Here is a 14,097-nt window from a genome sequence, read left to right as displayed (position 1 = left end):
CGGACAAAGCAGCGCCTCGCCAAACATCCTTGTTTGGCGTGCTAACCTCTCTCAGTTGTCGGCGCTTTGTGAAGGTGCGGTCTGGGGCATTTGTTTGCTTTTGGGAAAGGTAATGGTAAGCCGTTTAGAAATAATAGTGGAGTTCAAAATGCAAACTTTATAAACCCTTTTTTTTAGCTAAAAATAAAAACTTTAAAAATCAATATATTGCAAAACCGTTAAAAAAAAGGGTTTTTAAACCTAAAATTGCCCTTTGTGTTTATATAAACGATGTTTATAGTATGTGAGATTCTACTTGAAAGCTGCATAAGCTGTTTAGAAAATGAATGTTTAGCTAGCATCTCGCAGTATGTTCTTGAAAGCTGCATAAGCTGTTTAGAAAGCATACCACTGCATCATCTCACGCCTACCCTCCTTGAAAGCTGCATAAGCCGTTTAGAAAAAAGCCGTATGTGTCTGTCGTAAGATAGAGCCTTTTATGGCTGCATAAGGGGTTTAGGATATTTTTGAGATATCTTAAACTTTTATTTTTATACTTAAACATGGGTGTTTTCTGAAAGTTCTTGTCAAGGTTTCGTGCGACTTTTTAGTTATTATGGAAGGTAGTAATATTGAATTTTAGATATTTTTGAAAATATCTTAACCTTTTGTTTTTATACTAAAACATAGGTATTTTCTGAAAGTTTTTGTCAAAAATCATCTGTTTTTAAATTTGCTAACGGGATCTTATCTTAGGTTTTGTTAAGGATTGCGTTATAATGTCGCCAATTTTTTTGCAGTCTATAAAGATAATCGAGCAATGGCGTTAAAAATAACCAGTAAGTGTATTAATTGTGATATGTGTGAGCCTGAGTGCCCGAATGAGGCGATCTCTATGGGGTTTGATACTTATGAGATCGACCCGAATAAATGCACGGAATGTGTTGGTTATTATGATCACTCTACATGCCAGCGTGTTTGTCCGATTCAAAATGCGATAATTGCTGATCCGGAGCATGAGGAGACGCATGATCAGCTTTTAGCAAAATTTGAGTTATTAAAGCGCTCTTCTTAGTTTATTGTTCAGATTTGACATCAATGCGAAGCGCTTTGGGAATTTCAAAGGTGATGTTTTCTAAAATGCCGTCGGTTTCAATTAACGATGTGCAGCCTAAACTTTTTAAATAATCGATAACCTGTTGCACTAATATATCCGGCGCTGAGGCACCCGCTGTTACGCCGATTCGGCGTGCATTGCTTATCCATTTTGGATCGATATCCGAGGCAAAATCAATTAAGTAGGCTTGTTTGCTGTTACGTCTGGCAAGCTCGGCTAATCGATTGGAATTGGATGAATTTTTAGATCCAACAACTAACACGATGTCCGCTTGTGATGACAGTTGTTTTACCGCTTGTTGTCGATTGGTTGTGGCATAACAGATGTCATTTTTGCGTGGGCTTCGGATATGGGGAAAGCGTGCTTTTAAGGCGGCAATGATTTCAGCGGTATCATCTACCGATAAGGTTGTTTGGGTGGTAAAACAAAGATTATCTTCGTTTTTGACCTGTAATTGTTGCACATCTTCGATAGATTCAACTAAATAAATACCCCCTTCGGGATTACTGTACTGCCCCATAGTGCCGTCTACTTCGATGTGTCCGGCATGACCGATTAAGATAACCTCTTCGCCTCGATAGCTCGATCTGGCTACTTCCATATGGACTTTCGTTACAAGTGGGCATGTGGCATCGAAGATTCGAAGATGACGAGCTTTCGCCTCTTCTCGAACGGCTTTTGATACGCCATGTGCTGAAAAGATTAAAATGGTGTTGTCGGGGACTTCACTAATCTCTTCGATAAAAATCGCCCCGAGTTGTTTAAGGCGATTTACCACATAGCGATTATGGACTACTTCGTGGCGAACATAAACCGGTGCGCCAAATAATTCAATCGCTCTTTCAACAATGGTGATAGCACGATCAACACCGGCACAAAAACCGCGAGGATTAGCTAAAATAATTTGCATCGTTATGGTGTCTTTTTCGGTTTTTTATAACTGCTGATAATAAACAATCCGATACCAACACAAATTGCGCAATCGGCAATATTAAACGTTGGGTAGTGCCAATTGCCAAAATTGACATCGAGAAAATCAACAACAAAACCATGATATAGCCGATCAAATAAGTTACCTAATGCACCGCCTAAAATCATTGATAGAGAAAGGTTTTCTAATTTTTGCGAGCGATTATTGCGATAAAGCATATACACAATTACTGCACTGATAACTAAGGCAATAGCAGCCAGCATTACTCTTTGCCCTTCAAAAATACTAAAGGCAGCGCCAATGTTACGCACATAAGTGATCGAAAAGAAGGGTAAGAGATTGACTGTTTCAAATAGTTCAAATCTATCTAAAATATAAAATTTACTTGCAATATCGATGATGAAAACGACTATTGCCAATAACACCCAGTAAAGTCCGTTATCTTTTTTCATGTAGTTGGCTCATTATGATATTACCGCCGACATTAGTCGGCGGTGAAGGTATTAAATTGCTATCGTATTGACGATAGCTTAATGGTTTATCGTGAGTGATTTACGGTTAAGCAAAATGTCTTATTTCGCCGTTTCCGTGAATGTTTTGCTCACAGCGTTTACATAAATGCGTTGTCGGTTCATTATCAACAGTATAATGCCAGCAACGTGGGCACTTATCGCCTTGTGCTTTCGCTAATTCAATTTTAAGACCGCTTATATCACTTTGTACTGCCTGTTGTGTTGCATTCTCAAGCGGTTTGACGCTTGCTTGTGAAGTGAGTAATACAAAGCGTAATTCATTTTCTAATTTCGCTAGTGCATTGGCGATATCCTTGTCAGCATAAAGCGTCACCGCCGCTTCAAGTGAACCGCCGATAACTTTATCGTTTCTTCCTTGTTCTAATACTTTATTCACTTCACTACGAATGGTGAGAATTTGTGCCCAATATTCACTATTTAACGCTTCACTCTCCGGTAAAGTAAAGAGTTGGTTGTACCATTCATCTTCAAATACAAACTCTGATTTTTCATTTGCCGGTAAGTACTGCCAAATTTCATCAGCGGTAAAGGATAATACCGGTGCAATCCAACGCACCATAGCTTGGGCAATATGATATAACGCCGTTTGACAACTATGGCGAGCAATACTATCGCTTTTAGCGGTGTATTGGCGATCTTTAATAATATCTAAATAGAATGATCCCATTTCAATTGAGCAAAATTGCATGATACGTTGTACCACTTTGTGGAAATCATAACTTTCATACGCTTGAATAATTTGTTCTTGCGCTTCTTTCGCCATGCTAACCGCCCAGCGATCAAGTATCACCATCTCTTCAGGTTTAACCATATTTTTAGCTGGATCAAAACCATTTAAGTTTGCCAGTAAGAAGCGAGCGGTGTTACGAATACGACGATAGCTGTCTGCTGCTCGTTTGATGATTTCATCTGAGTAGCTCATTTCACCCGAATAATCGGTTGAGGCGATCCATAAACGTAAAATATCGGCGCCAAGTTTATTCATTACCTCTTGTGGAGTGACGATATTGCCTAGAGATTTAGACATTTTACGCCCTTGACCGTCCACCACAAAACCGTGAGTTAATACTTGTTTGTAAGGGGCTTTATTGTCAATTGCTGTTGATAGCATTAATGATGACATAAACCAACCACGGTGTTGATCAGAGCCTTCTAAATACATGTCGGCTTCGTGTCCTTCAAACTCCGGACGTACGCCTACAACTGAGAAGAAAGTTGATCCTGAATCAAACCATACATCCAGTGTGTCCGGTACTTTGCGGTAATCATCGGCATCGGGGCCTAATAGATCTTTAATATCGGCATCCCACCATGCTTGAATACCGTTTTGTTCAACCAATTTAGCCACTTTTTCTACTAATTGTAGTGTATCGGGATGTAACTCTTCGGTTTCTTTGTGGACAAATAACGTCATAGGTACGCCCCATGTACGTTGACGAGAGATACACCAGTCCGGACGATTAGCGACCATTGTTTCAATTCGAGCTTGCCCCCAATCCGGGATCCAGCGCACTTGTTTGATCTCTTTTAGCGATTGCGCACGTAAACCTTGTTTGTCCATGCTGATAAACCATTGTGGTGTTGCACGGTAAATAACCGGTGTTTTATGGCGCCAGCAGCATGGGTAACTATGTTCGATATTTTCAAAGTGTAATAACGCATTGTGCTCTTTTAAGATCTCAACGACGACTTTATTGGCTTTAAACACAAAAAGACCATCTAAGCCGGCGCCGGTGCCCGGTAAATAACAGCCATTACCGCCAACCGGGTTAGCTACTTCAAGTCCATATTTTTGACCGACTAAAAAGTCTTCTGCACCATGACCGGGCGCTGTGTGCACTGCACCGGTACCGGCATCAACAGTTACATGTTCACCCAGTACAATCGGCTCATCAAAATCAAGGAAAGGGTGTTTAAAGCGTAATAGCTCAAGTGCATCACCTTTACAGCTGCCAAGGACTTTCCAGTCTGAAATTTCGGCACGCTTCATGACTGATTCGACCAGATCAGTGGCTAAAATTAAGCACTCTTTATCGTTTATTTGTACCAGTTGATACTCAAATTCAGCATTTAAGGCAATACCACGGCTAGCCGGTAATGTCCAAGGTGTGGTTGTCCAAATCACGGCATAAATGGTTAAATCGGTATTTACGCCAAATTTACTTGCAACTGTTTGGTTATCTACGGCTTTAAATTTTACATCGATTGCCGGTGAAGATTTATCATAATATTCAACTTCAGCTTCGGCCAATGAAGACATACAATCAGTACACCAGTAAACCGGTTTAGCCCCTTTGACTAAATGCCCATTTTGAATCACTCTACCTAATGCTCGAATAATATTCGCTTCGGTATCGAAATTCATTGTACGGTAAGGGTTTTGCCAATCACCAAGGACACCCATGCGGATAAAATCGGCTTTTTGTAGCTCAACTTGTGAAGCAGCATAATCACGACAAATTTGACGAAATTCAGCAGGCGTTACTTTTACCCCCGGTTTACCGACTTGTTCTTCAACTTTCTGCTCAATTGGCAAACCATGACAGTCCCATCCTGGAATATACGGGGAGTCATAGCCACTTAAGCCTTTTGATTTGATAATAATATCTTTAATTATTTTATTAACTGCATGACCGATATGAAGTTTGCCGTTGGCATAAGGCGGGCCGTCGTGCAAAATAAATGCTTTCTTGCCTTTTTTGACTTGACGAATTTTGCGATAAAGTTCTTTATCGTACCAATTTTGCAACATTGCCGGTTCACGTTTGGCAAGATCGCCTCGCATTGGGAAACCGGTTTCCGGTAAATTCAAGGTATTTTTATAATCTGTCATGCTGATTTATTCCAGTTAATTTTGTTGATACTACTTTCTTAATTGGTTAATTGTGCACTGATCTTTTTAGCAGTGCAAACATCTTGTGTAATTTGTTCTTTTAATTCAGTTAATGAGTTAAATTTTTTCTCATCACGCAATTTTTTAACGAAGGTGACGTCTAAATATTGTCCATAAAGATCACCTGAAAAGTCAAATAGATTCACTTCTAAAATGGCTTTTTTTCCTTCAATAGTTGGTCTTATCCCGATATTGGCAATGCCGTGATAAGATTGCTGGCTACAACTATTTTTGACCTTCACTAAATAGACACCTTGCAAGGCTGGTTTTTTGCGGTGTAAGTGAATATTCGCTGTCGGAAACCCTAACTGCCTTGCTAACGCATTGCCATGTATCACTCGACCAGCAATGGCGTAATTTCGACCTAACAGGCAATGTGCCAATTGAAAATCGTTATTGAATAATGCTTTTCGAACTGCCGTACTGCTAACCCGTAAATGATCAAAGACAAAGGTCGGGATACTTTCTACCGCAAAGCCATAAGTTTGGGCATAGTGCTCAAGTAAGTTTATATCCCCTTTACGTTCATAGCCAAAGCGAAAATCATCACCAATAGCAATATATTTGGCTTGTAACTTATTTATCAACCAATCTTGGATAAAATCGTCAGCAGACATTTTGGCAAAAGTTTGGTTGAACGGTATCGCAATAATATAATCTATGCCGAGTTTTTCAATTAAAATCACTTTTTCTTGAAATGAGGTTAATCGGGAAGGAGCATTGTCCGGGCAAAAAAACTCTAACGGTTGTGGTTCAAATAACATCACAACAGTCGGTAGATTTAATCTCTTACCTTGGGTAATTAAATGGTTAATTAATTGCTGATGTCCTAAATGTACGCCGTCAAAATTGCCCAATGTCAGTACACACTGGGAAATTTGATTTTTTATATTAGCAATACCGCGAATGATCTTCATGAAAATGTGTTATTTAACAGTGTAATTTAACTCAAGTAGCCGAGAATTATACCAATCTTTCTTGAAGATGCACGTAATATAAAGCTGATTTTTGGTCGTTTTGTCTTTGAGTTTTGGCTTTTAATTGGTGTTAAATAATCAATCTGCATACGACTGGTTCAAAAATCCGCTCTATTTAAGTTGGCGTGAATATTGATTGTTACCAAAAAATCCGACAATAAGCCAGCTCTTTGGCTCGTTTTTTATATTCTTCTTGTTGCGCTGTAGGAATAAAAAAACGGTTTTTTTCTATCTCTTCGCACTCTTTTACATCACTTTTAATATGCTCTGCTTCTTCTTTTGATATTCGAAAGAAAAAGGTACTAAATATACCGATTTTTGAATCGTCATCATCATCCATCGTGACTTTATTTTCTAAATCAAACATTCTTTTGGAAGGATAAGCCAGTCCGTCGAAAAAGTCTTGTGCTTTAGTGAGTTTTCGCATCGCAATGGTTTGCTCATTACCATAAACGTAGTTTTCGTTGATAAAGTAATTGTCACCTTGTTTACTTATTTCAACAATATTGGCGATCGTTGCCGTATGTTTATAATCCGGGCCACCTTCAACCCAAAAACCGATAAATTTATCTTCATTATTCCGTTGTGGTTCAGAACATGCTGTAATCAAAAATACCGTAAAAATGAGTGATAAATATTTCATTGAATATCCTTATATTGTTAGTGATTTAAAGCCCTTAAAAACTCCTGTCTTGTACTTGGGTTGGTTTTAAATCCACCACCTAATGCCGTTGTGGTTGTCATGCTACTGGAATCTTTAATGCCTCTGGCTTTGACACAATAGTGAGTTGCATCAATTGAGACCGCCACATTTACCGTCCCTAGTAAGGTTTGAAGAGCAACGAGTATTTGTTGAGTTAACCTTTCTTGTACTTGTGGGCGTGAGGCAAAAAATTCGACAATTCGGTTAATTTTGGATAAACCGATAACTTTATCTTTCGGGATATAAGAGACGGTCGCTTTGCCGTCAATTGTGACAAAATGGTGTTCACACACACTGGTTAAAGTGATATCACGAACGGTTATCATCTCGTCAACTTGCATTTTATTTTCAATCAGTGTGATTTTCGGGAAATTCTCGTAATACAGTCCGGAAAAAATCTCATCGACATACATTTTAGAAACACGATGTGGCGTTTCGGCAAGACTGTCATCGGTCAGATCCAATTCCATTAACTGCATGATCTGGCGAAAATGCTCTTCGATTTTTGCCTTGCGTTCACTATTATCCATTGCTAAACGACAAGAAGGGGTTTCAAGATTTTTTGCTGCCAGTGCGGCTTTAACTTTTTGTGCAGCAATGCTTAATTCTGTCATGGCTAAATACTCGGGCGAAAAAGATACCGTATTATATAACACTCGTTATTTAATATACAGTTTTTTACTTTGCGTTTTCTATTTAAACACCTTATTAACCCTAAACTTCTTTACACTATATTATCGTCAATAATGACAATATTATCGCTAATTGGGGTATACTGTTTGGTAACGTTTTTAATAAACTTGGGTAACTATAATGCCAAATAAAACACCAATCATTTTAATTGATGGATCTTCTTACCTTTACCGTGCTTTTTTTGCATGTCCGCCATTAACCAATGCCAAAGGTGAACCGACCGGGGCTATTTTTGGTGTGATTAATATGATTCGTAGCTTAATTAACCAATATAATCCTACCCATATTGCCGTTGTATTTGATGCGAAAGGTGGATCGTTTAGAAACGAAATTTACAGCGAATATAAAGCCACTCGTGAAGCAATGCCGGAAAACTTGCGTCCGCAAATTGAGCCGATTCATACCATTTTAAAAGCCATGGGCTTGCCGTTACTTTGCATTGAAGGAGTAGAAGCTGATGATGTAATAGGTACACTGGCAAAACAGGCCGAAAAAGAAAATCTTCATGTGTTAATTAGCACCGGTGATAAAGATATGGCGCAGCTGGTCAGCGATAAAGTGACATTGATTAATACCATGAACAATACCTTGCTTGATCCAAAAGGTGTCATGGAAAAATTTGGTGTACCGCCCGAAAAGATTATCGACTATTTAGCCTTAAGGGGCGATTCATCGGATAATATCCCCGGTGTGCCAGGCGTGGGTGAAAAAACGGCACAAAGTTTATTAACTGAATTTAATAGCGTTAAAGATATCTATCAACGTTTAGATGACATTGAAAAGTTATCAATTCGTGGGGCGAAATCTTTAAAACAAAAACTGATCGACAACCAAAAAGAAGCCGAACTGTCCTATTTATTGGCTACGATTAAAACCGATGTGAAATTAGATTTTTCTAATGAACAGCTTATCGCCGGTGATATTGATGTTAACGCTTTAAACGAACTATTTGCCTATTACGGCTTTCATCGCTGGCAAAAAGAGTTAATCTCCGGTAGCTTTTTAAAACAGCAAAAAGCATCGGCGGCGATTATCAGCAGTAACCTATCACTATTTGGGCAGGATGAATCGCCAGCGCAAACTAGATCGACCGATTATCAATGTATTTTAACCGAAGAGCAATTAGATAGCTGGATTGCAAAATTAACCAATAGCACGCAGTTCGCCTTCGATACGGAAACCGATAATGTTGATCATGTGCATGCCAAATTAGTCGGGATTTCGTTAAGCGTCACCCCGCATCAAGCGGCCTATATTCCGCTTGCTCATCACTATCTAGGCGTACCAGAGCAGCTAGCGCTTGATAGTGTGCTGGCGAAATTAAAACCGGTATTAGAAAACCCCAATATTAAAAAAATTGCCCAAAATGCTAAGTTTGATTACAGTGTGCTGGCAAACTATGGCATTAAGGTGCAAGGTATCGCTTATGACACCATGCTTGAGTCGTATGTACTTAACAGTACCGAAAGGCACGATATGGACAGTTTAGCGAGCCGTTATTTAAATTATAAAACCATTACTTATAATGAACTGACTAAGCAAGATAAGAAACAACTGACAATTGATGCTATTGAGGTTGAAAAAACAACCCAATATGCGGCGGAAGATGCCGATATAACTCTACAACTGCATGAAAAATTGTGGCCGGAACTGTCTAAAGAAGCAGAACTAACCAAGTTATTTACTGATATTGAAATGCCGTTAGCTATCGTATTGGCGGAAATGGAAAGAACCGGTGTTCTGGTGGATGCTAAACAGTTAAACGACTATTCACACGAACTGGCGCAACAGTTAAAAGCAATTGAAGCAGAGCTACAATCGCTGGCCGGTGAAAAATTCAATCCGGCTTCACCAAAACAGATTCAAGCGATTTTGTTTGAAAAGCATCAACTGCCGGTATTGAAAAAAACGCCGAAAGGTGATCCGTCAACCAGTGAAGATGTGCTGAGCGAATTGGCAAATGAGTATGAGTTACCGCGCATGATTTTATTTTATCGTGGGCTTGCCAAACTGAAAAATACCTATACCGATAAATTGCCATTGATGATAAGTCCAATCGATCATCGTATTCATACCAATTATAATCAAATTGGTACTGTAACCGGTCGCTTATCATCAAACGATCCAAATTTGCAAAATATTCCGGTACGCAATGAAGAGGGGCGTCGAATTCGCCAAGCATTTATTGCACCAAAAGGCTATAAAATTATTTCGGCTGACTATTCGCAAATTGAACTGCGCATTATGGCGCATCTTTCACAAGATAAGAGCCTACTTAATGCTTTTGCCCATGATAAAGATATTCACCGGGTAACTGCCAGTGAAATTTTAAGTAAACCGGAATCCGAAGTGACATCCGAAGAGCGTCGACGCGCTAAAGCGGTCAATTTTGGATTGATTTACGGTATGAGTGCATTTGGCCTATCCAAACAGATAAATATCGCCCGTAAAGAAGCGCAGTTTTATATCGATCGTTATTTTGAGCGTTATCCAGGTGTGCAAAACTATATGGAACAAACCCGCCAACTTGCTGCTCAGCAAGGGTACGTGCAAACGCTATCTGGTCGGCGGTTATATCTTCCTAAAATCACCTCAACTAATGGCATTGAAAAACGTGCTGCCGAACGTGCGGCAATTAATGCTCCAATGCAAGGGACAGCAGCTGACATTATTAAAACCGCCATGATTAAAATGAGTGACTGGATAAAAAGTCAACCAAACGGCAATATTAATATGGTGATGCAAGTTCACGATGAATTAGTGTTTGAAGTGAAAGAGGAACTGGTTGATAACTATTGTTCTAAAATTAAATCAATCATGGAAAACTGTTATCAATTATCGGTACCTTTAAAAGTCGATGTCGGTATTGGTAATAACTGGGATGAGGCCCATTAATTGTTGCTATCGTCAGGTTGTCAAAAAGCGGTGGTTTTATACTTAAACGTAGGGGAAATCTGAAACTTCTTGACAAAATAGTGATTGATTTTAAGCCGCTAACTGGCTATTGCTCAAACCCTTTAGCGTGTTAAAATAAACCACTAAACCAAATTTATATCAAAATGTTATTACTTTACCAATGTTGGTTGGTAAGTTTGATAAAAGGGCACTGATAACGATCATCGTTTTGGTGTTCTTTTTGTTATTATTAGGATTATTTCATGAAAATCAAAACCCGTTTCGCACCAAGTCCGACTGGTTATTTACACGTAGGTGGTGCACGTACTGCGCTTTATTCTTGGCTTTATACTCGTCATGCACAAGGTGCATTTGTGTTGCGTATTGAAGATACTGATCTCGAACGTTCAACGCCGGAAGCGATAGAAGCGATTATGGAAGGAATGAATTGGTTAAAATTATCATGGGATGAAGGCCCGTATTTCCAGACAAAACGTTTTGATCGTTATAATCAAGTTATTGACGAAATGTTAGCCAATGGGTCAGCTTATCGTTGTTATTGTTCAAAAGAGCGCCTTGAAAAGTTGCGTGAAGAGCAAATGGCGAAAGGCGAAAAAGCACGTTATGACGGCCATTGCCGTTGTGATGAAGTACAAAAACAACATAATCATAACGAGCCACATGTTGTGCGTTTCGCTAACCCTGTTGACGGGGTTGTGGTGTTTAACGATCTCATTCGTGGCCCAATTGAAATTGCGAATAAAGAGCTTGATGATTTAATCATTCGCCGTACTGACGGTTCGCCAACTTATAATTTCTGTGTGGTGGTCGATGATTGGGATATGGAAATTACCCATGTGATTCGTGGTGAAGATCATATCAATAATACGCCTCGTCAAATTAATATACTTAAAGCTTTAGGGGCGCCACTGCCTGAATATGGTCATGTTTCGATGATTTTAGGCGATGACGGGCAAAAATTATCTAAACGCCATGGTGCGGTGAGTGTGATGCAGTATCGTGATGACGGTTACCTACCGGAAGCCTTGTTAAATTATTTAGTCCGACTCGGCTGGTCACATGGCGACCAAGAGATATTTTCAGTACCTGAAATGGTTAGCTATTTTTCATTAGATGCGGTCAGTAAATCGGCCAGTGCTTTTAATACTGAAAAGTTATTATGGTTAAATCACCACTATATTAATCATTTAGATGCTGATTATGTCGCACAGCACTTAATGTGGCACATCAATCAACAAGGTTATGATTTAACTCAAGGGCCGGATTTAATTACTATCATCAAATTATTTGGTGAGCGCTCAAAAACCCTTAAAGAAATGGCTGAAGCATGCCGCTATTGCTATCAAGATTTTGATGATTTTGATGCTGATGCTGCCAAAAAACATTTACGTCCGGTGGCAAAAGCACCCTTAGAGCTGATTAAAACCAAAATTGCAGCGATTGCGGATTTTGATTGGCAAATCGATAAAATTCATCATGCTATTGAAGCAACCGCTAGCGAACTTGATGTCGGTATGGGCAAAGTGGGTATGCCGTTACGTGTTGCAGTAACTGGCATCGGTCAATCACCGTCAGTGGATGCGACCGTGTTTGCCGTTGGTAAAAAACGGGCTTTAGCGAGAATTGATAAAGCACTGGCTTATATTGCACAACGGGAACAGGCTTAAGCATAATATTGATTGCCGGGTAAAAACCCCGGCAATTGGCTTTCTGGCAATATTGAGAGTTTACTTATGGCTCGTTTAAAAAAACGTTATTGGTTTTTACTAAGTTTTTTTCTTATTATCGGGCTGTTCATCATTGGCGGCTGGCAATATTGGATATCAATTAAGCAAAAATATGATATTGCGTTAGATTGGCAGGGACTCAATGTCAGTTTCGACGGTATATTATTTGAAGAAATCACCCTATCCCAGCAAAAAACCACTATCGTAGCCAAAAACATAAATTTATCATTGGCGAAATTGTCTGTTAAAGATTTAAGTCTCTATTTGCCAAAGGATGATGATCCAATAACGGCTGACTCTACCGATAAACAGATAAGTGATAGCGAACAACCTCCGGAACAGTCCGGTTTAGATATGGCAACGCTAGCAACCGTATTTAATTGGATGCCAACAACCATTCATGTTGATTCATTCAAACTCTACCAACAACATGTCCCGATTTTGGATATAAAGATTGATACCGTCAAACAGCAACAATCCCTTAAACTCGATATTTCAACAGATAAACCCTATTTAGCGCATTTGTCAGGTAATTTGCTGTTGAACCAAACCGATTCACATTTAGAAATTCAGCAGGGACTTTTTACTACCACATTAAATCAATTAGGTATTGAAAATGGCAATATCACGCTACCTTTCTCCGCAATAATTAGCCAAGATCAAGTCACTTTAACGAACTTAGATAATGGATCGGTGAGTGTCAAAAAAGCGCAGTTGACTGAGGATTTAATGGTTAATGATTTAACCGGTAGTTTACAGTTTAAAATACAGTTCCCTTTGTTATTTGAATTAAATCAACTGTCTGCAACAGGTCAATTAGCTATCCATAAAGCCAATGGAATTTATAAAAACAGTGATATTAAATCAGTCAGTGGCGCAGTAAATTTATCGCTGAAAAATAATCAATTTAATGTATCAACCTCCGCATTGAACATTCAGGAAGTCAATTTAGGGGTTATTTTCCAAAAAATAAAATTAGCCGGTCAATATTCTGCTTCTTTAAATTCACCCAGTAAAGGTTTGGTAACATGGACAAAAGCACAAGCGGCGCTCTTTTCCGGAACGTTGTTGCTTGACGCCGGTAAATTGAATTTAGCTAAATTGCCCCAACAATTAAAATTAAGATTAAAAAATATTCAGTTACAAGATGTTTTTACTCAGTATCCGGCAGAGGGTTTAGACGCTAAAGGGACGATTGAGGGGTATTTACCAATCACATTATTAACAGTGAAAAACAACGGTAAAAACAGTTTAGGCATAGTGATTAAAAATGGAGAATTAACCACCGTCAATGACGGCTATTTACGCTTTGACAATGCGACACTTAAAGAGTATGCACAAGCTAACCCAAATATTAAAATACTCACTGATATTATTAAAAATTTTCATTATACTAAGCTAGCCGGAACAGTTTATTATAGCAATGGAATCGCCAAATTAGGTTTAAATATTCAGGGGAATAATTTAGATGCTGAAAATGGTAAAGCGTTAAATTTAAATCTCAATCTGGAAGAAAATGTCGCTAACTTGCTAATGAGTATGCAACTGTCCGATCAAATTAGCGAACCTATTCGTAAGCGAATTGAAGCGCATTTAAATAAGAAGCGGTGATCAATTAAGAGGATATT

10 protein-coding genes are annotated in these 14,097 nt (G+C 38.9%); 4 read left to right on the top strand and 6 right to left on the bottom strand.

Going from position 1 to position 14,097, the window contains the following annotated elements:
• Positions 1-799 precede the first annotated feature (799 nt).
• The gene (locus J3U42_RS11310; RefSeq protein WP_220218536.1) at positions 800-1,054 is read left to right on the top strand and encodes a YfhL family 4Fe-4S dicluster ferredoxin; all 255 of its coding nucleotides are present in this window, start codon (positions 800-802) and stop codon (positions 1,052-1,054) included.
• A 1-nt stretch (position 1,055) separates the two neighbouring features.
• On the opposite strand, the gene ispH is transcribed toward J3U42_RS11310, so the two are convergent.
• The 6 genes from ispH to folE form a co-directional block, all read right to left on the bottom strand.
• Positions 1,056-2,006 carry a 4-hydroxy-3-methylbut-2-enyl diphosphate reductase gene (gene ispH, locus J3U42_RS11305; RefSeq protein WP_220218537.1) on the bottom strand — a complete coding sequence of 317 codons (951 nt, stop codon included), beginning with the start codon at positions 2,004-2,006 and terminating at the stop codon, positions 1,056-1,058.
• A gap of 2 nt (positions 2,007-2,008) precedes the next feature.
• Positions 2,009-2,479: a signal peptidase II gene (gene lspA / locus J3U42_RS11300; protein ID WP_220218538.1), complete on the bottom strand. Its 471-nt coding sequence runs from the start codon at positions 2,477-2,479 to the stop codon at positions 2,009-2,011.
• Between the two features lie 106 nt (positions 2,480-2,585).
• Positions 2,586-5,393, bottom strand: coding sequence for an isoleucine--tRNA ligase (gene ileS / locus J3U42_RS11295; RefSeq protein ID WP_267336497.1), 2,808 nt, complete (start codon positions 5,391-5,393; stop codon positions 2,586-2,588).
• Between the two features lie 38 nt (positions 5,394-5,431).
• A complete protein-coding gene (gene ribF, locus J3U42_RS11290; RefSeq protein WP_267336496.1) occupies positions 5,432-6,370 on the bottom strand; it encodes a bifunctional riboflavin kinase/FAD synthetase in 939 nt (312 codons plus the stop codon).
• Between the two features lie 199 nt (positions 6,371-6,569).
• Positions 6,570-7,073: a hypothetical protein gene (locus J3U42_RS11285; RefSeq protein WP_267336495.1), complete on the bottom strand. Its 504-nt coding sequence runs from the start codon at positions 7,071-7,073 to the stop codon at positions 6,570-6,572.
• A gap of 17 nt (positions 7,074-7,090) precedes the next feature.
• Complete coding sequence (gene folE / locus J3U42_RS11280; RefSeq protein WP_220218542.1) at positions 7,091-7,747, bottom strand: GTP cyclohydrolase I FolE; 657 nt, start codon at positions 7,745-7,747, stop codon at positions 7,091-7,093.
• 199 nt (positions 7,748-7,946) lie between these two features.
• Here folE and polA point away from each other — a divergent pair, with 199 nt between their 5' ends.
• The 3 genes from polA (at position 7,947) to J3U42_RS11265 (ending at position 14,080) form a co-directional block, all read left to right on the top strand.
• The gene (gene polA / locus J3U42_RS11275) at positions 7,947-10,721 is read left to right on the top strand and encodes a DNA polymerase I (protein ID WP_267336494.1); all 2,775 of its coding nucleotides are present in this window, start codon (positions 7,947-7,949) and stop codon (positions 10,719-10,721) included.
• Between the two features lie 263 nt (positions 10,722-10,984).
• Entirely contained in the window at positions 10,985-12,409 is a 1,425-nt protein-coding gene (gltX, locus tag J3U42_RS11270) for a glutamate--tRNA ligase (RefSeq protein WP_220218544.1), read from the top strand.
• A gap of 66 nt (positions 12,410-12,475) precedes the next feature.
• Positions 12,476-14,080 carry an intermembrane phospholipid transport protein YdbH family protein gene (locus tag J3U42_RS11265; RefSeq protein WP_267336493.1) on the top strand — a complete coding sequence of 535 codons (1,605 nt, stop codon included), beginning with the start codon at positions 12,476-12,478 and terminating at the stop codon, positions 14,078-14,080.
• Positions 14,081-14,097: the final 17 nt, after the last annotated feature.

This window comes from Gilliamella sp. B2923 (assembly GCF_026536565.1).
Lineage (GTDB): Bacteria > Pseudomonadota > Gammaproteobacteria > Enterobacterales > Orbaceae > Gilliamella.
This window is presented reverse-complemented; position numbering and strand designations above follow the sequence as displayed.